This is a genomic window from Actinomyces israelii DSM 43320 (assembly GCF_000711965.1).
Classification (GTDB): domain Bacteria; phylum Actinomycetota; class Actinomycetes; order Actinomycetales; family Actinomycetaceae; genus Actinomyces; species Actinomyces israelii.
Genome location: NZ_JONS01000023.1, coordinates 1 through 20129 on the forward strand (window position 1 = coordinate 1; position 20129 = coordinate 20129).

The 20129-nt window shown below is 72.9% G+C and carries 22 protein-coding genes and 3 tRNA genes; 10 read left to right on the top strand and 15 right to left on the bottom strand.

Annotated features, from left to right (window positions below):
- Together O145_RS09165 and O145_RS09170 are read right to left on the bottom strand one after the other, a co-directional pair.
- A partial coding sequence (locus tag O145_RS09165; RefSeq protein WP_043562389.1) for a DegT/DnrJ/EryC1/StrS family aminotransferase occupies nucleotides 1-216 on the bottom strand: 216 nt, incomplete at its 3' end.
- Nucleotides 216-824: an acyltransferase gene (locus tag O145_RS09170; protein WP_043562390.1), complete on the bottom strand. Its 609-nt coding sequence runs from the start codon at nucleotides 822-824 to the stop codon at nucleotides 216-218. The genes O145_RS09170 and O145_RS09165, both read right to left, overlap by 1 nt.
- A gap of 125 nt (nucleotides 825-949) precedes the next feature.
- Between O145_RS09170 and O145_RS09175 the strand changes: the two genes are divergently transcribed.
- The 4 genes from O145_RS09175 to O145_RS09190 all read left to right on the top strand — a co-directional run bounded on the left by O145_RS09175 (nucleotide 950) and on the right by O145_RS09190 (nucleotide 4898).
- Nucleotides 950-1669: a glycosyltransferase family 2 protein gene (locus O145_RS09175; protein WP_084682501.1), complete on the top strand. Its 720-nt coding sequence runs from the start codon at nucleotides 950-952 to the stop codon at nucleotides 1667-1669.
- A 24-nt stretch (nucleotides 1670-1693) separates the two neighbouring features.
- Nucleotides 1694-2083: a DUF2304 domain-containing protein gene (locus tag O145_RS09180; protein ID WP_043562391.1), complete on the top strand. Its 390-nt coding sequence runs from the start codon at nucleotides 1694-1696 to the stop codon at nucleotides 2081-2083.
- A 41-nt stretch (nucleotides 2084-2124) separates the two neighbouring features.
- The gene (locus tag O145_RS09185) at nucleotides 2125-3381 is read left to right on the top strand and encodes an LCP family protein (protein ID WP_043562392.1); all 1257 of its coding nucleotides are present in this window, start codon (nucleotides 2125-2127) and stop codon (nucleotides 3379-3381) included.
- Between the two features lie 611 nt (nucleotides 3382-3992).
- A complete protein-coding gene (locus tag O145_RS09190) occupies nucleotides 3993-4898 on the top strand; it encodes an LCP family protein (RefSeq protein ID WP_229118475.1) in 906 nt (301 codons plus the stop codon).
- A 145-nt stretch (nucleotides 4899-5043) separates the two neighbouring features.
- Here the strand turns inward: O145_RS09190 and galE are convergent, their stop codons facing one another.
- Nucleotides 5044-6033, bottom strand: a complete 990-nt coding sequence (gene galE, locus O145_RS09195; RefSeq protein WP_043562393.1) for a UDP-glucose 4-epimerase GalE — start codon at nucleotides 6031-6033, stop codon at nucleotides 5044-5046.
- Between the two features lie 186 nt (nucleotides 6034-6219).
- Between galE and O145_RS09200 the strand changes: the two genes are divergently transcribed.
- The gene (locus tag O145_RS09200; RefSeq protein ID WP_043562394.1) at nucleotides 6220-6771 is read left to right on the top strand and encodes a CPBP family intramembrane glutamic endopeptidase; all 552 of its coding nucleotides are present in this window, start codon (nucleotides 6220-6222) and stop codon (nucleotides 6769-6771) included.
- A 109-nt stretch (nucleotides 6772-6880) separates the two neighbouring features.
- On the opposite strand, the gene purE is transcribed toward O145_RS09200, so the two are convergent.
- Both purE and O145_RS09210 read right to left on the bottom strand, forming a co-directional pair.
- On the bottom strand, nucleotides 6881-7405 hold the full coding sequence (gene purE / locus O145_RS09205; RefSeq protein WP_043562395.1) for a 5-(carboxyamino)imidazole ribonucleotide mutase: 525 nt from the start codon (nucleotides 7403-7405) through the stop codon (nucleotides 6881-6883).
- Between the two features lie 150 nt (nucleotides 7406-7555).
- Complete coding sequence (locus O145_RS09210) at nucleotides 7556-8911, bottom strand: 5-(carboxyamino)imidazole ribonucleotide synthase (protein ID WP_043562396.1); 1356 nt, start codon at nucleotides 8909-8911, stop codon at nucleotides 7556-7558.
- Nucleotides 8912-9029: 118 nt separating this feature from the next.
- Here O145_RS09210 and O145_RS09215 point away from each other — a divergent pair, with 118 nt between their 5' ends.
- The 3 genes from O145_RS09215 to O145_RS09225 all read left to right on the top strand — a co-directional run bounded on the left by O145_RS09215 (nucleotide 9030) and on the right by O145_RS09225 (nucleotide 11701).
- The gene (locus O145_RS09215; protein WP_411265954.1) at nucleotides 9030-10235 is read left to right on the top strand and encodes a hypothetical protein; all 1206 of its coding nucleotides are present in this window, start codon (nucleotides 9030-9032) and stop codon (nucleotides 10233-10235) included.
- 58 nt (nucleotides 10236-10293) lie between these two features.
- The gene (locus O145_RS09220) at nucleotides 10294-10848 is read left to right on the top strand and encodes a GtrA family protein (protein WP_043562398.1); all 555 of its coding nucleotides are present in this window, start codon (nucleotides 10294-10296) and stop codon (nucleotides 10846-10848) included.
- A gap of 67 nt (nucleotides 10849-10915) precedes the next feature.
- Nucleotides 10916-11701, top strand: a complete 786-nt coding sequence (locus tag O145_RS09225; RefSeq protein WP_229118483.1) for a VTT domain-containing protein — start codon at nucleotides 10916-10918, stop codon at nucleotides 11699-11701.
- 55 nt (nucleotides 11702-11756) lie between these two features.
- On the opposite strand, the gene O145_RS09230 is transcribed toward O145_RS09225, so the two are convergent.
- From O145_RS09230 to O145_RS09245, 4 genes are all read right to left on the bottom strand, one after another.
- The gene (locus O145_RS09230) at nucleotides 11757-12836 is read right to left on the bottom strand and encodes a sensor histidine kinase (RefSeq protein WP_043562399.1); all 1080 of its coding nucleotides are present in this window, start codon (nucleotides 12834-12836) and stop codon (nucleotides 11757-11759) included.
- A gap of 108 nt (nucleotides 12837-12944) precedes the next feature.
- Nucleotides 12945-13613 (bottom strand): response regulator transcription factor, encoded by a 669-nt coding sequence (locus tag O145_RS09235; RefSeq protein ID WP_043562400.1) that lies wholly within the window; start codon nucleotides 13611-13613, stop codon nucleotides 12945-12947.
- A 76-nt stretch (nucleotides 13614-13689) separates the two neighbouring features.
- Nucleotides 13690-14847, bottom strand: a complete 1158-nt coding sequence (locus O145_RS09240) for an adenylate/guanylate cyclase domain-containing protein (RefSeq protein ID WP_043562401.1) — start codon at nucleotides 14845-14847, stop codon at nucleotides 13690-13692.
- 78 nt (nucleotides 14848-14925) lie between these two features.
- Nucleotides 14926-15942, bottom strand: coding sequence for a biotin--[acetyl-CoA-carboxylase] ligase (locus O145_RS09245; protein ID WP_043562402.1), 1017 nt, complete (start codon nucleotides 15940-15942; stop codon nucleotides 14926-14928).
- Nucleotides 15943-16366: 424 nt separating this feature from the next.
- Here O145_RS09245 and O145_RS09250 point away from each other — a divergent pair, with 424 nt between their 5' ends.
- Nucleotides 16367-17005, top strand: a complete 639-nt coding sequence (locus O145_RS09250; protein WP_043562403.1) for a Maf family protein — start codon at nucleotides 16367-16369, stop codon at nucleotides 17003-17005.
- The gene (locus O145_RS09255; RefSeq protein WP_229118476.1) at nucleotides 17002-17550 is read left to right on the top strand and encodes an NUDIX domain-containing protein; all 549 of its coding nucleotides are present in this window, start codon (nucleotides 17002-17004) and stop codon (nucleotides 17548-17550) included. The genes O145_RS09250 and O145_RS09255 overlap by 4 nt, the downstream gene beginning before the upstream one ends.
- 13 nt (nucleotides 17551-17563) lie before the next feature.
- Here O145_RS09255 and O145_RS09260 read toward each other — a convergent pair whose 3' ends face one another.
- The 6 genes from O145_RS09260 to O145_RS09285 all read right to left on the bottom strand — a co-directional run bounded on the left by O145_RS09260 (nucleotide 17564) and on the right by O145_RS09285 (nucleotide 19712).
- Nucleotides 17564-17986 carry a MarR family winged helix-turn-helix transcriptional regulator gene (locus O145_RS09260; RefSeq protein ID WP_052374923.1) on the bottom strand — a complete coding sequence of 141 codons (423 nt, stop codon included), beginning with the start codon at nucleotides 17984-17986 and terminating at the stop codon, nucleotides 17564-17566.
- Between the two features lie 259 nt (nucleotides 17987-18245).
- Complete coding sequence (locus O145_RS09265) at nucleotides 18246-19064, bottom strand: hypothetical protein (protein WP_043562404.1); 819 nt, start codon at nucleotides 19062-19064, stop codon at nucleotides 18246-18248.
- 31 nt (nucleotides 19065-19095) lie between these two features.
- Nucleotides 19096-19266, bottom strand: a complete 171-nt coding sequence (rpmG, locus tag O145_RS09270) for a 50S ribosomal protein L33 (protein ID WP_043562405.1) — start codon at nucleotides 19264-19266, stop codon at nucleotides 19096-19098.
- Between the two features lie 56 nt (nucleotides 19267-19322).
- Nucleotides 19323-19396: transfer RNA gene (locus O145_RS09275), tRNA-Met, on the bottom strand.
- Between the two features lie 40 nt (nucleotides 19397-19436).
- Nucleotides 19437-19509 (bottom strand) — tRNA-Thr (locus O145_RS09280).
- A gap of 119 nt (nucleotides 19510-19628) precedes the next feature.
- Nucleotides 19629-19712 (bottom strand) — tRNA-Tyr (locus O145_RS09285).
- Nucleotides 19713-20129 lie beyond the last annotated feature (417 nt).

Sequence of the window (20129 nt, forward strand, 5' to 3'; positions counted from 1 at the left end):
CAGGCCGCTGGCCAGGGTCGCCAGGTGCTGGGCCGAGGTGCCCGAGTTGACGGCCACCGCGTGGGCCCCGTCGACGACCTGCCGGGAGAACTCCTCCTCGAAGGCGGCGACCTGCGGACCCTGGACCACCATGCCCGAGGCCATGACGGCATCGACGGCGGCCCGCTCCTGGGCCCCGATAATCGGCTTGGCAGCCGGAATGAACTCACGTGACATCAGGCACGCACCTCTCGGATCGTGTTTTCGGACTCTTCGTACAGCGCGCCTGTGGCGGCCCACCGCCACCGCCGCGCCCCGCCGTCGTTGCCGACGGCGACCAGCGGCCGGCCCGCACGCCCGACCCAGCCCACGCGACGGGCGGGGACGCCGGCGACCAGCGCGTGCGCCGGCACGTCCCTGGTGACCACGGCGCCGGCGGCCACGGTGGCCCACGCCCCGATGCGCACCGGAGCGACGCACACGGCCCGCGCGCCGATGGAGGCGCCCTCGTCAATGGTCACGCCCACCGGCTCCCAGTCAGAGGCCGCCTTCAGCGTCCCGTCCGGGTTGACGGCGCGGGGGAAGTGGTCGTTGGTCAGCGTCACCGCCGGGCCGATGAAGACGCCGTCGGCCAGCGCCGCCGGCTCGTAGACCAGGGCGTAGTTCTGCACCTTGCAGTGGCGTCCCATCCGCACGCCCTCGCCGATGTAGGCGCCGCGCCCGACGACGCAGCCCTCGCCGAGCACGGCGTGCTCGCGCACCTGAGCCAAATGCCACACCGCCGAGCCGTCGCCGATCACGGCTGCTTCGGATATGTCGGCGGACGGCGCAATACGGGTGGCCACGGCAGCTCCTTACGTAGGTGGTCGTAGGTGGTGTAGTGGTGAGGCGAGTCGGACTCCGCGGGACAGGGACGATGTCCGCATCCTAGCCCGCCCCGAAGGAAGGAGCCGCGTGTAAGAATGCGGCAGTGACGTCTTCCCCGGACTCCCCGCCCCCCGCACAGCCCGAGCATCCCGAGGACCTGGACGATGCCTGCCTCGTTGTCCCCCTGTACAACGAGGCACAGGTCGTCCGCGAGGTCATTGAGGACGCCCGACGAACCTTCCGCCACATCGTCGTCGTCGATGACGGCTCGCGGGACGACTCCGCGGCCAAGGCCGAGGCGGCGGGCGCCGTCGTCGTGCGCCACCCCATCAACCTGGGGCAGGGCGCCGCCCTGCAAACCGGCATCTGCTACGTGCTGGAGCGCACGGACGCGCGCTACCTCATCACCTTCGACGCCGACGGCCAGCACTCGGCCGCCGACGCCGCCGCCATGGTGGCGGCCGCCCGCGAGGAGGACCTGGCGATCGTGCTCGGCTCCCGGTTCCTCGAGGGGCCCTCGCCGGTCGGCCGGCTCAAGCGCCTCGTGCTCGCCACGGCCGCCCTGGTCGCCTCCCGCACCACCGGCATGCATCTAACCGACGCGCACAACGGGCTGCGGCTGCTGCGGCGGGACGCCGCCAAGCACCTCAACCTCAGGCAGAACCGCATGGCTCACGCCAGCGAGATCATCCGCCAGCTCGGGGCCACCGGCCTGCCCTGGCGGGAGTTCCCGGTGCACATCGCCTACACCGCCTACTCCAAGGCGAAGGGGCAGTCGCTGCTCAACTCCGTCAATATCCTCGTCGATCTGATCTTCTCCTGACCCGGCCCGAGCAAGGAGCCCGCCATGACCTCCCAGCTGATCATCAAGTCCGTCCTGCTCGTCTGCGTCGCGGGGATCGGGTGGATGATGCTGCGCTCCCCCGGAGGCGCGCGCCACCAGGCCGGGCGCAGGCTGGTGACGCTGGCCTTCGTGCTCTTCGCCATCGTCGCCATTGTCGTGCCCTCGCTCACGGCCCACCTGGCCCGCTTCGTCGGCGTGGGGCGCGGCGCCGACCTGCTCCTCTACACCCTGGTGATCGCCTTCCTGGCTCAGGTCCTCTCCTCGTTCCGCCGCGACGCCAGGCGCGAGAGACAGATCACACATCTGGCGCGACGCATCGCCCTGGACACGGCGCCCGATCCCAAGCGGGGCGGGGCAGGACGGAAGTCGGCACCACACTCCACACGAGACTAGAATCATAGGAAGGTGCGAGTTCTCGGCGTATTGTAAGTTGTGTGACTACCCCACCCGTCCGCCACGCAGCACGCGAGCTGCGCCACCGGCTGCTGCGCAACGTCTTGCTGAGCCTGCTGGCGGTCATGCTCTTCGTGACCACGGGCGGCTGGGCCATCTATCAGGATCTTCAGTCGCGCCTCAAGATCCAGGACATTGACAAGCTCTTGGGCAACGACCGGCCCGACGGGCCCACGGACCACTCCTTCGAGGGGCGCGCGGTCAACATCCTCGTCATGGGTTCGGACTCGCGAAACGGCCAGGTGGTCAACGACGGCACGGAGGGCATGCGCTCGGACACGGCCATGATCGTGCACCTGTCCGAGGACCGCAGCCGCATGGACGTCGTCTCGATCCCCCGCGACACCCTGGTGACAATACCCGCGTGCACGCTGCCCGACGGCTCTGAGAGCAGTCCCTCCTCCGAGACCATCTTCAACTCGGCCTTCTCCACGGGCGCCGACAACTCAACCGATCCCGAGGACGTCAAGTACGCCGCCGCATGCACCATCAAGACTGTCGAACGGCTCACCAATCTCCGCATCGACGAGTTCATGGTGGTCGACTTCACCGGCTTCGAGAAGATGGTCGACTCCCTGGGCGGCGTGCCGATGTACGTCGATGAGGACGTCGCCGACGACAGGGCCGACCTCTACCTCGACAAGGGCTGCAACACGCTCAACGGCGCCCAGGCCCTGGGCTATGCGCGCGCCCGTTACTCGCTGGGGGACGGCTCCGACATCTCCCGCATCGGGCGGCAGCAGCAGCTGGTCGCCGCGATGATGCGCACTGCCAAGTCGAAGAACCTCCTGACCGATATGACGTCCCTCTACGCCTTCGCGACCTCGGCGCTGGAGACGCTCACCGTCAGCACCGGGCTGGGAGGCGTGGACAAGCTCGCGGGCCTGGCCAACAGTGCCGCCAATATCGGCATGGACAACATCAACTTCATCACCATGCCCGTCGAGCAGGACGCCTACGACGCCAACCGCGTGGTCCCCATCAGGAGCAAGGCGAACGAGGTCTGGGACGCCCTGCGCGCCGATCAGCCGGTCCCCGAGGACGCCGTCTCCCTGTCCGCAGACGGGACCTCCCCCAGCAAGGAGGCGGCTCCCACCGCGAGCGACTCCGCCGAGGCGAGCGATCCGTCCAGCGACACCGAGGTCAAGCCCAGCCCCCTCCAGCCCCAGGTCCCGACCGGCGGCGGGCAGGACCAGCAGGACCCGGCGACCGTGGACCCCGCCACCCAGTGCCAGTGACATGACCAGGTCGGCCTTCTGTGACTCCTTCACCGGATCTGCCCCCGTCCTTTGACCCCGACTCCCCCTCGGACCGCCGTCGCGAGGATGGGGCGAGGCCGGCCTCCGCCCGCTCGGCGTCGGGCACGGGCTCCCGCCCCGGAGTCAGGCGGCCGCCGGCGCCGGCCGGCCGCCCCGCCGACGCCCGAGGACGCGCCCCCCGCTCTGCCGCCCCGTCCCGCCAGGGCGCTGCACCTTCAGGAGCCTCAGGCACGCGACAGGGGGCCGTGCCGCCGCGCCGTTCCCTGCGGTCCGGATCGCCGCCGCGCACGGCTCAGCCCCTGGACCGCCGCAGCAGGAGCGGTGCGAGCCATGCGCGTCGGGGCTCCTCCGCCGTCCCGATCGGGAGCCGGTCCGCCTCGAGCCCCGAACCCACCCGCGCCCTGCCCGGCGGGGGCGCTGTCAGGGCTGCCGGCGGCGCCGCTCCCGGCCCCCGTGGACGGGCCACGTTCCCGGTCGGCGCCACGGGTTCCCGGCCCGACGGCCCCGCCCACCTGCCGGTGCGGCCCGACGCGCCGGAGAGCGCCGGTCGGCGCCGGCCACTGCGATGGCTGGCGGCGTTCCTGGTCCTGATGCTCGTCCTCACCGTGGGGCGCGTGGCCTGGCTGTGGTACGAGATCGACTCCAGGCTCCAGCGCGTGGATGCGCTGTCCGCGGCCAAGGACACTTCCGGGGAGACCTGGCTCATTGTCGGCTCGGACTCCCGCGCCGACGGCGGCGTGCCCCAGGACGGCACCGAGGGCTCGCGCGCCGACTCGATCATGGTGCTCCACAAGGCGCCCAACGGGCAGGCCTCACTGATCTCGCTGCCGCGCGACACCTACGTCGAGATCCCCGGCTACGACGATGACAAGATCAACGCGGCCTACTCCTACGGGCAGGCCCCGCTCCTGGTGCAGACCGCCGAGAAGCTCACGGGCCTGACCATGGACCACTACGTCGAGGTCGGCATGGGCGGGGTCACGCGGATGGTCGACGCGGTCGGCGGCATCAGGGTGTGCCTCGACTACGACGTCGATGATCCCGACTCCTCCCTGGTGTGGGACACCTCGAAGGGCACCTGTCAGACCGTCGACGGAGACAAGGCCCTGGCCTACTCCCGCATGCGCAAGTCGGACCCGACCGGCGACATCGGCCGCGCCCAGCGCCAGCGGACGGTCGTCTCGGCGGTGGTCTCGAAGGCCATGTCTCCAACGACCCTGATCAACCCCTTCCGGCAGGGCCGGCTCGTCGACTCCGGGACGAGCGCCCTGGCCGTGGACGAGGACGCCTCCACGCTCAGCCTGGCGCGGATGGCGCTGGCCTTCCGCTCGGCCTCGAGCGACGGGCTCACCGGCGCGCCGCCGATCGAGAGCCTCGACTACGAGCCCGGCGGGATCGGCGCCGCGGTGCTCCTGCAGGACACCACCGCACCCGACTTCTTCTCCAAGGTGCGGGCGGGCCGGCTGACGGCCAAGGACTTCGACCAGCAGCCCTGACCCCACTCCCCCATTCGCCGAGATCGGTTCACTTCCGGCTCGAGATCGGTTCACTTCCGCACCGAGATCGGTCGCGAACCGGCCCCGCCCGCCGGCCCCGGCACGAGGCGGGCGGGCGGGGCCGGAACAGTCCGCGCCGTCTGGGTCAGGCGAAGCTCGTGCGCTTGGGATCGGCCTGCCAGGAGGTGAAGGAGGAGGCCACGATGTCGTCCAGGTCGTGCTCGGCCTTCCAGCCCAGGACCTCCCCGATGCGCTCGGCGTCGCCGATGAGCTGGGGCGGGTCGCCGGCGCGGCGGTCCAGCTCCTCCGGCTCGACGTCCAGGCCGGTGGCCGCAATGACCTTGGAGACGACCTCGCGCACGCTCGACCCCTTGCCAGTGCCGACGTTGAAGACGTGCTCGGCCATGTCCCGGCCCCCGGCGAGGTAGTCCAGCGCCGCAATATGGGCGACGGCCAGGTCGCGCACGTGGATGTAGTCGCGGATGCAGGTGCCGTCCGGCGTGGGGTAGTCGGTGCCGAAGATCTTGGGGGTCTCGCCGCGCGAGAGGCGGTCGAGCACCATGGGGATGAGGTTGAGGGTGGCCATATCGCCCAGGTCGTCCCAGCCGGCGCCGGCGACGTTGAAGTAGCGCAGCCCCGCCCAGCGCAGGCCCCAGGCGCGCTCGCAGTCGGCCATCATCCACTCGCCGATGAGCTTGGTCTCGCCGTAGGGGTTGATGGGGCGGCAGTCGGTGTCCTCGGGCACGACCTCGATGGGCGACATGCCGTAGACGGCGGCCGAGGAGGAGAAGATCATCTGCCTCACGCCGGCCCCCTCCATCGCCAGCAGCATGTTCGCCAGCCCGCCGACGTTCTGCTGGTAGTACCAGGCGGGGCGGGCCACCGACTCCCCGACCTGCTTGCGCGCGGCGAAGTGGATGACCGCGCTCACCCCTCGCTGCCCCATGACGTCGGTCAGGGCGTCGACGGCGCCCCCGGAGGCGACGTCGAGTTCAACGAGGGCGGCGCCGACCACGCGCTCGGGCGTGCCGTAGGACAGGTCGTCGACGACGATCACCTCATCCCCGCGCTGCAGGAGGAGACGGACGACGTGGGCGCCGATGTAGCCGGCGCCACCGACAACGAGGATGCTCATACCACTAAGCGTAGACGAAATACCGCTGGTGCCGCCTGGTCTCAATCGGCCGCGTCGCCCCGTGAGCTCATCGAGCCCCGCGAACCGCCGTCGCCTTGCCCGTCCGGGCCCGAGGGGCGTCCGGACGGGTTCCGGCGCGCGCCGGGTGACGGGCTCCCGCCCGGTGGGCACATGTAGGCTGACCGCGTGGCTGAGTTCGTCCTGTTGAGTCTGCCCACCATCGTGTACCTGATCGTGCAATCTCGCGGACAGGATCGCGCCTCGCGCTTCAAGGCCGCGCTGGCTCGCGCAGGGGCGTCCTGGGGCTCTCCCGCGGCCTACGGCTGGGCGCTGCTTCTCCTGCCCCCGATGATGTTGACGGGTTGGCTCGCCATCGCCCTCGTGCCCGCCGACCTGCTGTCGACGTCCGGCGTTTCCGTCGCTCGACTCACCTCGGTGGGGGCGGCGATCGGGGTCGTGCTCCGGCCCGTCGGCGAGGAGATCTTCTTCCGCGGGCTGCTCGGCGGCGTGCTCATGAGGCGACTCGGTCCTGGGTGGGGCAACCTCCTCCAAGCCGTCATGTTCATCGTGCCGCACCTGGCTCTGCTGCTGGTCGATGTGCGGCTGTGGCCGATCGTCCCCGTGCAGTTCGCCGCCGGGTGGCTGCTGGGATGGCTGCGCCACAAGACCGGCACCCTCGTGCCCGGTGCGGCGGTGCATGCCGCCGTGAATATCGGGACAGGGCTCATCGTCGCCTGACCGCCCCACCGGGCGGACGCGGACGCACCGGCCCAGCCCCGTCCCCGCGGATCGGCACCCGTCGGCTCCGCGCTGACGGGACCGGCAGGACCGGCGGGAACGTCCCGGCTCAGCTCTGGGCGCGCCGGTCGCGCAGGGCCCGGCCCTTGGCGTGGGCGATTCGACCCAGCTCGGCCTGGAAGGAGCGCATGGCGGCGCGGATGCGCTGCGCCTCCTCGCCCTGCCCGGCGCCGAGGATGCGCGCGGCCAGCAGCCCGGCGTTGCGGGCCCCGCCGATGGACACGGTGGCGACGGGCACGCCGGCCGGCATCTGCACGATGGACAGCAGGGAGTCCATGCCCTCCAGATGCTTGAGCGGCACCGGCACGCCGATGACGGGCAGTTCGGTGACGGCGGCGAGCATGCCGGGCAGGTGGGCGGCCCCGCCCGCGCCAGCGATAATGACGCGCAGGCCGCGGGAGCAGGCCCGGCGGCCGTAGTCGATCATCTCGGTGGGCATGCGGTGGGCGGAGACGACGTCGGCCTCGTAGGGGATGGCGAGCTCGTCCAGGGCGCCGGCGGCGGCCTCCATGGTGGGCCAGTCGGAGTCCGAGCCCATGACAATGCCGACCCTCGGCTGCGAGGTGTGATTCATGACAAGCCTTTCCTACTCGTCTGCAGGCGGGGCGGGGCGCGCGGCCCCGTCCCACCCAGTCTCGACCGATCTCGAGCCGGAAGTGAACCGATCTCGGCGCGGAACTCGACCGATCTCGGCGGAGGAGAGGCGGGGAACGGGGCAAGCGCCTCAGGCGTCCCCGCGCAGGACGGCGGCGACGGCACGGGCGCGCTCCAGCGCCGCGGCGACGGCCTGCGCGTCGGCGGGCGCGGCGGGGTCGCCGGCCACGGCGAGGTTGACGTGGCCGAGCTTGCGGCCCGGACGCCGGCCCTTGCCGTAGATGTGGACGCGCGCCTGCGGATCCAGCGCCATGGCGCGCCCCAGGGCGTCGGCCCCGGGCTCGCCCCGCCCGCCCAGGACGTTGACCATGACCGTGGCCGGGGCCGTGGGTTCCGGGGAGCCCAGCGGCAGGTCGAGGACCGCGCGCACATGCTGGGCGAACTGGCTCGTCACGGCGCCGTCCTGGGTCCAGTGGCCCGAGTTGTGGGGCCGCATGGCCAGCTCGTTGACGTACAGGGCGGTGGGGCGCCCCGCCTCCTCCACGGCGAACAGCTCGACGGCGAGCACCCCGGTGACGCCGAAGCGCTCGGCGATCGCGCGCCCGATCCGCTGCGCCCGCGCCACGGCCGCCTCCTCGAGCCCGGGCGCCGGGGCGATCACCGCTGAGCAGATGCCCCCGTCCTGGACGGTCTGCGCCACGGGCCAGGCCCGCACCTCCCCGCTGGGGCTGCGGGCGAGCAGAACAGCGAGCTCGCGGGTGAAGGGGACCGCCTGCTCGACCAGCAGGCTCGTGACCGCGCCGCCGCCCAGGCTCCCCCCGCCCCCGGCGCCGGCGGAGACCCGGCCCGCACGGGCCGCGGCGACCCCGGCGATCCAGGCGGCGGCCCCACCGTCGCTTTCAGCACCGCCGGCCCGGCCGCCGTCGGCCAGCTCCCCCGGCCCCTCCACCAGCAGCACGCCGTGCCCGTCGTAGCCGCCGCGCGGGGTCTTGAGCACCACCGGCCAGCCGTGACGCTCCCCGAAGACGCGGATCCGCTCCGCCATGACGCGCGCCTCACCGCCGACCTCGGCCCAGGCAGGCTGCGGCAGCCCGGCCCCGTCCATGGCGCGGCGCATGGCGAGCTTGTCGCGCGCCAGCCGCAGGGCCTGCGCCGTGGGCTGGACGGAGACGCCCTCGGCCTGGAGCCGCTCCAGCAGCGCGGAGTCCTGGTGCTCGTGCTCGAAGGTGAGGGCGTCGGCGCGCCCAGCGGCCTGGAGGCGGGCCGCGCCGGCCCCGGGGCCCGGGGCACCGGCACCGTTCACCAGGGCGCGCACCGCATCGGCGTCGTCGGCCCTGCCGACAGGGGCGTCCACGACGACCTGCGCCGTCGAGCCGTCCGGGGCCTCGACCAGGGCCCGCAGGTGGACGCCGAGGGCGGAGGCCTCCTCCTGCATCATGCGGGCCAGCTGCCCGCCTCCGATAACGGCAAGGATCGGTGCGCTCACACCCTCAGGCTACCGGCAGGTCGGCGGCTCCTCCCGACGACGCCGTACGCTGGGCGTCGTGCTCAGCCCTCCGCCCCTCTTCCAGCGCCCCGCCTCCGAGCGGCCGCGCAATGACCGCATGCCCCTCCACTGGCTGAGGGTCCTGGCCGTCTGGGCCGCCGCGAGCGCCCTGACCCTGCTCATCCTGCGGCTGGGCGCCTCCGACACCCCGGCCACCCCGTGGGCGCCGGCCCGCCCGCCCTGGGAGGGGCACCTCGCCTTCTGGGACGCGGGCTGGTACAACCGGATCGCTCAGGAGGGCTACCCGGCCGAGCTCCCCCGGGACGCGAGCGGGAACGTGACCCAGAGTGCCTGGGCGTTCATGCCGCTGCTGCCCGCGCTCGCCGGAGCACTGGGGTGGACCGGCTGGTCCTTCTACGTGCGCGCCGCCCTGGTGGCGACGATCGCCTCCGCGGGCGCCGCCGTCGTCATGGACCGGTGGCTGGCGCCGGTGGTGGGCCAGCGGGCGTCGCTGTGGGCGGTCGCCCTGATGTGGAGCTCGCCGTGCGCCCTCGTGCTGCAGGTCCCCTATGCCGAGTCCCTGGGCCTGCTGTTCACCGCGGGGGCACTGGCCCTGGCCGGCGGAGGCGGCCGAGCCGGGCGAGGCGGATGGGGCAGGGGCCTCCTCGCCGCCGCGTGCGTCGCGCTCGCGGCCTTCGCCCGCCCCATCGGAGTGCCGCTGACCCTGGCCCTGGGCGCCTGGTGGGTGTGGGAGGTCGCCGGCGCCCGCCTGCCCGGACCCTGGAGGCAGCGGGTGCTGCCCGGGGCCCGACCGCTGGAGCGAGGGCAGCGGCTGGGCCTGGCGGCGCTGACGGCCCTCTCGGCGATGTGCGCCCTGGCCTGGCCGGCGCTCGCCTGGCTGGTCACGGGGCGGGCGGACGCCTACACGGCGACCGAGACGGCGTGGCGCAGCGGCTCGCTCGTGCCCTTCGCGCCGTGGCCGGCCCGCAGCGGCTGGTGGGTCGGGGAGCACCTGGGCGCGCTGCTGCTGGTGGGCGTCCTGACGACGGCGGTGCTGGTGCTCGGCGCGCCGTCGCTGCGCCGCCTGGGGCCGGGGCCCTGGTTCTGGTGCATCGGCTACGTGGTGTACCTGCTGGCGTTCTTCGATCCGACGACGTCGGTCTTCCGCATCCTGCTGCCGCTGGCGCCGGTTGCCTGGGCGCTGGCGTCCTGCCTGTCGACCCGGCGTCGGGCCCTTCTGCTGACGGCCTGCGCGGTGGGACAGCTGTTCTGGATCAGCTGGGTGTGGGACCTCTCGGTCAGGGTGACCCAGTGGGTGCCGTGAGCGCGCCCACCGCCGCGGTGCACCGGCCCGCGCACCCCGGTGCCCTACGATCGAGCGTGTGACCCGATCCAGCTCGCGTGGCCCTGCGGCCCTCAAGGAGCGCATTGTCGCCTGGGTGAAGGAGTTCCTGCAGTTCGGGCTGGTGGGGGCACTGGCCTACGTCGTCGACTCCGGCCTGTTCGTCGTCTTCCAGCACGGGCCGCTGGACTTCCTGGCCGGGCACCCGAACACGGCCAATGCGGCCAGCGCGACGATCGCGACGATCTTCTCCTGGGTGGCCAACCGGCTGTGGACCTACCGGGGCCGCACGCAGGAGAACGTGGCGCGCGAGGCCCTCCTGTTCGCCCTGGCCAATGTGGGCGGCCTGTGCATCACCCAGTTCTGCCTGCTGTTCACCCACCACGTCCTGGGGCTGAGCTCGGCGATCGCGGACATGGTCGCGGCCTACGTCGTTGGCTTCGGCCTGGGGACCGCCTTCCGGTTCACCTTCTACCACTACATCGTCTTCAGTGGCGGGCGGAACGGCTCGCAGGACCGTGCGGCGGGCGGGATGGGGGGCGGCTCGGCCGACGGCGGGAGCGAGCGCCGGGCCCGCAGCACCCGGCGTGCCTGACGCCACACACCCGGTGAGGGCGGCCTCACGGTGCGCTCCCCGCCCGCTTCCCTAACCTGGCCCTGTGATGCCTCTTGCCACGGCCGCGACGGCCGGACTCTCCGCAGCCCTGCCCCAGGCCCTCCCCGGGGCCCCCGCACCGGCCCTCGGCCCCGAGTGGCTGGACGCCGCCAGCATTATCACCAAGATCGTCGAGTGGTTCGGCCCCTGGGCGATCGTGGGCGTCATGCTCGTCATCTTCGCCGAGACCGGCCTGCTCGTCGGGTTCTTCCTGCCGGGGGACTCCCTGCTGTTCACCCTGGGCATGTTCGTTGGAACGGGCGCCGTCGGCGTACACATCTGGGTGGCCGCCCCCCTGGTGTGGCTGGCTGCGATCATCGGCAACCAGACGGGCTACGCGATCGGCCGCAAGGCGGGCCCGGCCATCTTCAACCGGCCGGACTCGCGCCTGTTCAAGAAGGAGTACGTGGACCGCACGGCGGCCTTCTTCGAGCGCCACGGCGGCAAGGCCGTGACCCTGGCCCAGTTCGTCCCGATCGTGCGCACCTTCACCCCCGTCATGGCGGGCGTCGGCAAGATGCACTACCGCCACTTCTTCATCTTCAACGCGATCGGCGCGACCTTCTGGGCCTTCGCCATCACCTGGCTCGGCTACTTCCTGGGCAGCATCGAGTGGATCCAGAAGAACATCGACGCCATGATCCTGGGAATCGTCTTCGTCTCCGTGCTGCCCATGCTCATCTCGGCGCTGCGCAGCTGGCTGTCCTCCCGCAGGGCCGGCCCCCAGCCCGCCCAGGAGCCCTCCCCTGAGACCCGCGAGAAGGCGGGCGTCGCCGCCCGGCCGGAGGTCTGAGCGCGCCCCGGCCCCCGGCCCGAGCCGGCTGGGAGGCCGCCCGGCACTTCTACTCTCAGAAGCGCCGACGGCGCCCTACGCTCACCAGCGCCCCCTGCGGCAGGACGTTGTTCGGGTCCAGGGACCGCGGCACGGCGTTGAGCAGCACGGAGAAGATCGCCGGGCTGCGCTGCGACAGCTCGATCTTCCCTCCGTCGGCCTCGACCAGGTCCTTGGCGAGCGCCAGGCCCACACCGGTGGAGCCGTGGCCGGAGACGTGGCGCTCGAACACGTGGGGGGCGATGTCCTCCTCGACGCCGTCGCCCTCGTCGGCGACATCGATGAAGACCCCGTGCCCGCCCTTGGCGCTGCGCACCCTCACGCTCGTCGTCCCCGCCCCGTAGCGCAGCGAGTTCTCGATCATGGTGGCCAGGACCTGCGCCAGGGACCCGGGGCTGGCCAGCACCGGCAGCTCGACGTCGTCGGTGAAGGTGATCTCCCGGTCCGCCTCCGCGAAGGCGGGCTCCCACTCCTCGCGCTGCTGGGCGAAGACCTCCTTGAGGTGGAGGGCCTCGGTGGTGCCGCCGCCGGTGCGCCGGGAGACCTTGAGCAGGTCCTCCACCACCCCGGTGAGCCGGTCGACCTGCTCGATGCACGCGCGCGCCTCCGCACGCACCTCCTCCTCGCTCGACATGAGCTCGATCTCCTCCAGGCGCAGGCTCAGACCCGTCAGTGGCGTGCGCAGCTGGTGGGAGGCGTCGGAGGCGAACTGCCGCTCGGCGGCGAGCCTGCCGGCGACGCGCTCCGCGGTGCGCACCAGCTCGGCCTGGACCAGATCGATCTCCTCGATGCCGGAGCGGCGCAGGCGCGGGCGCACCTGCCCCGAGCCGAGCTGCTCGGCCTCGGCCGCCAGGAAGATCAACGGGGCGCTGATCCGCCGCGACGCCTTGGCCGCCACCACGTAGGCGGCCAGGAGCGCCACGGCCGCCAGCACGACCGCGGTCAGGGCCACGGTGATCACCACCTGGGCGCGGTCCTCGGCGTTCGGCGTGGTGCGGAACGCCAGGGCGATCCAGGCGCCGCCCAGGGGGATTCCCAGCAGCACGACGGCGACGGAGACCGCCACCATCGTCATCGTCATCGTTCGGCGGCGCATGCCCGCTCCCTTCGTGAACCCGGTACCACGGTAGACGCCCCGGCCCGCGCAGGGCGGGACCGGGGCGTGCCCGTCGTGGCGGCGCCCGCGGGCGCGCGCGCCGGAGCGCTACACGGCCAGACGGTAACCGGCCCCGTCGCGCAGAAGGAGCGTCGGGGCGTCGGCGTCGTCGCCCAGCTTGCGACGCAGCCACGTGACGTGCATCTCAAGAGTCTGCTCGGTGCCCGTCGGGTCCTCGCCCCAGACCTCCTTGAGGACGTCGTCGATCGACACGACCTGACCGCCCCCGCGCACCAGCACCCGCAGCAGCTCGAACTCGCGGGTGGTCAGCTGCAGCTCGCGGGAGGCCACGAAGGCGCGGTGGGCGGCGACGTCCACACGGATCTCACCGGCGGTGAGCTCGTCCTCGATGGCCTCGCCCGAGGCGCGGCGGACCTGGGCGCGCACGCGCGCCAACAGCTCGGCCAGGCGGAAGGGCTTGGTGACGTAGTCGTCGGCGCCCGCGTCCAGGCCGACGACGAGGTCGGTGTCCTCGCTGCGGGCGGTGAGCATCAGGATGGGGATGGTCAGGCCCTGGGCGCGCACTTGACGGGCGACATCAAGGCCGTCGATGTCGGGCAGACCGAGGTCCAGCACAATGATGTCGGCGCCGGCGACCTCCTCGAGGGCACCCTTGCCGGTGCCGTGGGCGCGCACCTCGTAGCCCTCGCGTCCGAAGGCGCGAGCGAGGGGCTCGGAGATGGCGGGGTCGTCCTCAACGAGAAGCACTGTCGTCATAAGTCGGATCGTAGGCGACCGGAAGCCCCGCCGCCATCATCCGCAAGGCGGAGAACCGGAGATCAGATCTTCCCGCTCACACCCGTGACAGCTCCCAGGGCGTGATGTTGCCCAGCCCCTTGGCCACCACCTCGTGACAGGGACGAACCTGGTAGTGGTCGGCACCCGGGCCGGAGGCGATCGCCATGGCGGTCGCCTCGTCCATGCGGATCCCGCCGGGCTCGGCCGTGTCCACCAGCCGGGAGGCGAGATTGACCGGGGGGCCGAAGACGTCGCCCGAGCGGGAGACGACCCGGCCCCGGACCAGGCTGGCGCGCACCAGCAGCATCTCCGGGCCGGACTGGAGCTCCTCGACCAGGGCGGTGACGACGTCGGCGGCGATGAGAAGGTCATCGGCGATGTACATGACGGCGTCCCCGATGGTCTTGACCACGCGCGCCCCGCGGGAGGTGACGACGTCCCGGGCGGTGGACTCGAAGTCCTCCAGCATGGCGGACAGCTCCTTGCGCCCCATGGTCTGGGCGCGCTGGGTGAAGGAGACGATGTCGACGAAGCCGAGCGAGCGGGACAGCGGGTACAGGTCGGGGCCGGCGTCCTCGCGCCCGCGGTGGGCGACCTCGGCATCGGTGCGGCCGATGAGTGCCGCGAGGTGGCGCCGCCAGACGTAGCCGAGCTGGGCGGACAGGGAGCCGACCAGCTCGTCGATGTGGTCGAGCGCCACGAGCCGGGCGGAGGTGTCGTCCAGGTCGAAGCGCTGCCCGATGTCGGTCACGAGCGTCTCCAGCTGCCACAGCACGAGGCGGTCCATGGTGAAGGACTGGGCCCGCAGCAGCTCCAGGGCGCTGCTGGCCGCCAGCCCGCCTCCGGGGGCCGCCGGCGAGGGGCGCCCGTCGTCGGTGTCGTCAATGAGGTCCGCCATCATGCGCAGCGCATCGACGTCGTTCTCGGTGAAGCGCACCTCGTCCGGCTCGACGTCCGCGAAGCCCATCGCCCGCCAGAAGCACCTGGCGAGCCCGAGGCTGGTGCCGGCGCGCTCGGCCATCTCGCGCATGCTCAGGGCGGGGACTCCTCCGAGGAGCATGCGCTCGTGCGCGGCGAGGGTGGCCCACTGGTCGTCGCCGCGCACAGCGGTGCCGTCGGGCGCCACACCACTGGTGACGCCGCTGGATTGGGTGGCGGGCGCGCGGATCTCCCCCTCCTGGGTCCGGGCCGCGGGGCTGGTCTGGTCAGTCACGCCCGCAACAGTAGCGCACGTCACACAACGGCGCTCACCGTAGAGGCTGTGTCGACCTTTTCGACATAATTCGCCAGGTCACGATCGGCTTGCCCACCCGTCCCGCAGACGCGCGGAGACCACGTCCCCGGCGGAGACGACGAGCTCGTCGGCACTGCCGGCACTGCCGGCACCGTCTTCCGCCGGGCCCCCGGCGGCGTCGCGCAGCACCAGGCCCGGCCGCAGGTCGACAGCCCTGCCCCGCACCCGCCCCGAGGGCACGGCGACGACCACGTCCTGGCCCAGCGTGGAGCAGGCCTCGCGCAGGTGCCGCCCGAGCGCGCCGTCGCCGGCGTCGGGGTCGCCGCCCCGGCCCTCCCAGCGGGCGACCAGGTCCGCCAGGTGCCGCCCGAGGTCCTCCAGGACGCCCTCCGGGGCGGCGAGAGCGGGGGCGACGCCCAGACCGGTGAGCGAGGCCGCCCAGGGCACGGGAAGATCGTCGGCGCCCTGAGCCAGGTTGACGCCGACACCGACGATGACCGCCGGCACCGCGTCCCGGGCCGCCCTCCGGTCCTCCCGGCACCCTCGCGCGCCTCCCCGGCCCGCGCCGTCGTCGTCCCCGGGACCGTCCTCGGTGCAGCCGGGCACCAGCCCGCACAGGACGCCGGCGACCTTGCGGCTGCGCCCCCACCCGGGCGGCTCCGCCGGCTGCGGGTCCGCGGGCGGGCCGGCCGGCTGGTCCTGCGGCAGGGCGACGACGTCGTTGGGCCATTTCGTGCGCGCCCGCCAGCCGGCGGCCTCCAGGCGGGGCGCGAGAGCGCGCTGCACCGCCAGTCCCGCCAGCAGCGGCAGCCAGTCCAGGCGCCCGGCGGGCACGAGCGGCCGCAGGACCACGGAGGCCGTCAGGGCGCCGTCGGGCGGGGTCGCCCACGTGCGCCCTGCGCGCCCGTGGCCCGCGGTCTGCGTCTGGGCGCGCAGGACGGACAGGTGGGGCCAGGTGCTGGCCGCCGCCGGGTCCACGCGCCCGTCGGGGCCGCTCAGCGCCGCACGCAGGTCGTCGTTGGTCGAGCCGGTGGTCCGGACCGTCACAAGACGGGTGAAGGAGGAGCTGCTCATCGCCGCAGCCTATCGGCCCCACGCCCGGCGCCCGCGGCCCCAGGGGCGCCGTCAGCGCCCACAGCGCCCACAGCGCCCACAGCGCCCACAGCACCCACAGCACCGACAGCACCGACAGCGCCCGATACCCTCTCGCCGAGATCGGTCGTACTCCGCGCCGAGATCGGTTCACCTCCGGCTCGAGATCGGTTCGGGGCGCCCGCCCGCCACGCGCTGCGGCCCTCCAAAAAGGCGACTCCCGACCGAACCCCCTCGCCGGCGCCCCGTAATGAGCCCCGGCCCGGATGACCGGCCCCGGGGAGCGTCGGACGACGCGGTCGGGCGGTACGCCCAGGCGACGCGACCCGCTGCCCCCGTGGTCGCGTCATTCTCCGCGCGGACCGAGCAGATCCAGCCTGTCGGACCGATCGTCTAGGGTGGGGCCGTGATTCTTCTGGCCTCGCAGTCCTCCGGCCGGCTGGCCACCCTGCGCGCCGCCGGTGTCGAGCCGCTCGTGCGGGTTTCCGACGTCGATGAGCCCGCCGTGCTGCGGGCGCTGGCCGCCGCCCACCCCGCCGAGCCGACCCCCGCCGAGCAGGTGCGGGCCCTCGCGCGCGCCAAGGCCGAGGACGTGGCCGCGGCCGTCACCCGGGTCGAGCGCGAGACGGATCCCGACCTGGTGGTCGTGGGTTGCGACTCCATGCTGGAGATCGACGGGCGGGTCGTCGGCAAGCCCGGCACGCCGGAGGCCGCCCGCGAGCGCTGGCGCTCGATGCGCGGGCGCACGGGGGTGCTCCACTCGGGCCACGCCCTGGTGCGGGTGCGCGACGGCGCCCGCTCTCACGGCGTCTCCTCGACGGCGGTGCGCTTCGGCTCCCCCACGGACGCCGAGATCGACGCCTATGTGGCCACCGGCGAGCCCCTGGGCTGCGCGGGGGCCTTCACCATCGACGGGCTCGGCGGCGCCTTCATAGAGGGGATCGACGGCGATCCGCACGGCGTGGTGGGCATCTCCCTGCCGCTGCTGCGGCGCCTGCTGGCCGAGCTGGGCGTCGGGTGGACGGATCTGTGGGCCGGCCGGTGAGGCGCCCCGGGGACGGGTGGGTCCGCTGCGGCTGCGGCAGCCTGCACTGGGGGCTCAACGGCGCGGCGGGGCTGCTCGTGTGGCGCCGGACCCGGGACGCCGATGCCGGCGTCGAGGTGCTCATGCAGCTGCGCGCCGAGTGGACCCATGGGGGCGGGACCTGGGGCCTGCCCGGCGGCGCGGTGCGCGACGGGGAGAGGCCTGCGCAGGCGGCGCTGCGCGAGTGCGAGGAGGAGACCGGGCTGCCGGCGAAGGCACTCGCCCTGGGGGCCGAGCACACCCAGGTCCACCCGGACTGGTCGTACACGACCTTCACGGCGCAAGCACCGCCCGACCCGGCGTGGGACTCGCCCGTGCCGCTGGACCGCGAGTCCGACGACCTGCGGTGGGTCAGGCTCGCGCCGACGGATGACGCGAGGAGCTGGGAGCGGCCCGCCCCGGACGCCGACCGCGTCCACGGCGAGGCGCCGCTGCTCGCCGCCCTCGACACCGTGTGGGCAGAGCTGGCGGTCCTGCTTCCCGAGCCCCCTGAGCGCTCGCCCTGAGAGCCCTGAGAGCTCAGGCGTCCTCGTCCTCGACGAGCGCGGCCATGAAGCCGGTCAGAGTGACGAGCTGCTCGCGGGTGAAGCGGTCGAGGACGTGGCGGCGCACGCCGCCCAGGTGGATGGGAGCGGCCGCGCGCAGGAAGCTCAGGCCCGCCTCGGTCAGCCGGCAGTACACGCCGCGCTTGTCCGCCGCGCACGAGGTGCGCTCGACGTAGCCCGCCTTCTCCAGGCGGCCCACCGTGTGCGTCAGGCGCGAGCGGGAGTGGGAGACGTGGTCGGCCAGTGTGGACATGCGCAGCCGACGATCGGCCGCCTCCGACAGGCGCACGAGGATCTCGTACTCGTGCATGGAGATACCGGCACCGGCCTCGAGCTCGCGATTGAGGACGGCGGCCACCGATGTCGACGCGGCGAGAAAGGCCCTCCACGCCTGCATCTCCACGGCATCAAGGGGGCGGGCGCACTCAGCGGATTCAGCAGGCTCGGCAGCAGCGGCCCCCTGGCCGCATGCCGGCGACGGTTCCTGGCCGCAGACTCCCGCGATCGCACCGCTCGCCCCGGCCGTTGTCATCCTCTGTCATCCTCCAGCTGCTCCACGGGTGGTGCCCGCTCGACCCGGTCATTCAGGATTGAACAACCTAATTGTATCTCTTTCTGTATATCATTCGGATGTCGGGAGGGGGACGTGCTCCTCGTCACCGGCGGCGCAGAACGCACCGCCCGCCGGCGGTGAGCTCGCCGGTGCGCCCGTCGACGAGCACGCACACGCTTGGTGCCGCATCCGGTCGTCGGACCGCTGCGGCGCCGGCAGCCGGCACGGGCAGAGGGGCCGGCATACGCGCATCAACGGCGCCGCTCCCGGCCGGGACCAGGGCGAGGCTCACGGCGGCCAGGAGCAGCCCGTGGGCGACGACGTCGTCCGCTCCGGCGTGCAGCCCCGCCGCCCGGGCGGCCCCCGGAAGGGTGTGCACGCGGCCGCGGTCGCCGCCGGCCTCAGCCCACGCGGCGACGTCCAGGGCGCCTATGCGCACCGCACGACCAGCCCCGGGCGGCCGCGCGCCACGATCCGGGGTGCGACCTGCGGACGGGGCCGGCACCGGGGTGCGAAGCGGGGCGGCGCCAGTGGGCTCGTCGTCGTCGAGGCGTCGGGCGAGGTCGTGCACAACGACGGCGCCACCGGGCCATCGTCGTCCCGCACGGCTCGGCCCCACCTCAATGCGAGCCCGCACGAGCTGCCAGCCGGCGCGCTCCGTGACTCTGACGGTCGCTGCACCGGTCGCCGTGTCGGCGCCGACGGCCGGCAGGACTCGGCAGCGCCGGTGGAGCAGGTCGTGCCGGCCCCGGGTCTGCGGTGCCCGCTGCACAGCCCGCAGAGCGACGACGGCGGGAAGAATCGCGTCGACCCCCAGGCGGGCGGCCGCCGCCGGGTCGCGGATGAGAGCCGTGGCGAGGACGGGCCTCAGGGCACGACAAAGCCCCGCCGACTGCTCGTCGACGGGGTCGATGACGTTCATGAGCCGCTTGCGCCGGCCGCCGAGGGAGGACTCAGCGGGTCTCGCGGTGCTCGGTGTGCCTGCCGCAGCGCGCGCAGAACTTCTTGATCGTGAGCCGGTCGGGGGTGTTCCGACGGTTCTTCTTCGTGATGTAGTTGCGCTCCTTGCACTCCGAGCAAGCCAGAGTGATCTTGGGGCGAACGTCGGTGGACTTGCTGGCCACGCGTCTCTCCTCTGATTTGACCCTCGAGCCGGTGGGCGCCTTGCTCGAACCTTGCGTAGCGGGGGAGGGACTCGAACCCTCGACCTCACGATTATGAGTCGTGCGCTCTAACCAGCTGAGCTACCTCGCCATACCGACACAGGAGGGGCTGGGAGCCCCACAAGCGTCAGAGCCCCGAAAGGGAATCGAACCCTTGACCTTCTCCTTACCATGGAGACGCTCTGCCGACTGAGCTATCGGGGCAACGAACGAGATCCTATGCGGACTGGATTTACCGTGGCAATCCGGGCCCGCGTGTCCTCGCTCACTGCGGCACCGCCCCGCGGGGCGGCTCTGGCCGCCCTGCCGCAGCAGGGCGGTCATGGTGGCGGGTGAGGGATTCGAACCCCCGTAGCTTACGCGGCTGATTTACAGTCAGCTCCCATTGGCCGCTCGGGCAACCCGCCGTGCTCCGCACCGCCCTGAGGCCAGGCGCCGCGCGATGCCGTCGAAGAGTAGCAAGCCGACGGCGGCCCGCGCCATCGTTCTCCGTAGGGGCCTGGTCACATGCCGCGCCCCCTGTACCGCCCCTCGCGCCGACCCTTTCACCGAGATCGGTCGTACTCCGCATCGAGATCGGTTCACTTCCGCACCGAGATCGGTTCGGGGCGCCCGCGCCAGGCGCCCGCCGGATGCCGCTGCGACCCGGAAAGTGATCTCCGCTGCGACCACGACACCGCCCCCACGTGCGCAGACCTCCCTCAACGCGCACGGGAGCCCGCCAACCAATCTTGACCACCCTCGAGTATCTGCATAGTTCCAACGAGAAACCGCATTGGCTCCGCGAAGGCCCCGCTCTGCCGTGTGCAGCCCGGTCTCATACC

Bases quoted from the DNA above. Each gene is read 5' to 3' on its own strand.
- O145_RS09215 (WP_411265954.1), top strand. From the start codon at position 9,030: ATGCCCCTCCACTGGCTGAGGGTCCTGGCCGTCTGGGCCGCCGCGAGC.
- purE (WP_043562395.1), bottom strand. From the start codon at position 7,405: ATGAATCACACCTCGCAGCCGAGGGTCGGCATTGTCATGGGCTCGGAC.
- galE (WP_043562393.1), bottom strand. From the start codon at position 6,033: ATGAGCATCCTCGTTGTCGGTGGCGCCGGCTACATCGGCGCCCACGTC.
- O145_RS09245 (WP_043562402.1), bottom strand. From the start codon at position 15,942: ATGAGCAGCTCCTCCTTCACCCGTCTTGTGACGGTCCGGACCACCGGC.
- O145_RS09265 (WP_043562404.1), bottom strand. From the start codon at position 19,064: ATGAACGTCATCGACCCCGTCGACGAGCAGTCGGCGGGGCTTTGTCGT.
- O145_RS09260 (WP_052374923.1), bottom strand. From the start codon at position 17,986: ATGCAGGCGTGGAGGGCCTTTCTCGCCGCGTCGACATCGGTGGCCGCC.
- O145_RS09180 (WP_043562391.1), top strand. From the start codon at position 1,694: ATGACCTCCCAGCTGATCATCAAGTCCGTCCTGCTCGTCTGCGTCGCG.
- O145_RS09235 (WP_043562400.1), bottom strand. From the start codon at position 13,613: ATGACGACAGTGCTTCTCGTTGAGGACGACCCCGCCATCTCCGAGCCC.
- O145_RS09230 (WP_043562399.1), bottom strand. From the start codon at position 12,836: ATGCGCCGCCGAACGATGACGATGACGATGGTGGCGGTCTCCGTCGCC.
- O145_RS09225 (WP_229118483.1), top strand. From the start codon at position 10,916: ATGCCTCTTGCCACGGCCGCGACGGCCGGACTCTCCGCAGCCCTGCCC.
- O145_RS09190 (WP_229118475.1), top strand. From the start codon at position 3,993: ATGCTCGTCCTCACCGTGGGGCGCGTGGCCTGGCTGTGGTACGAGATC.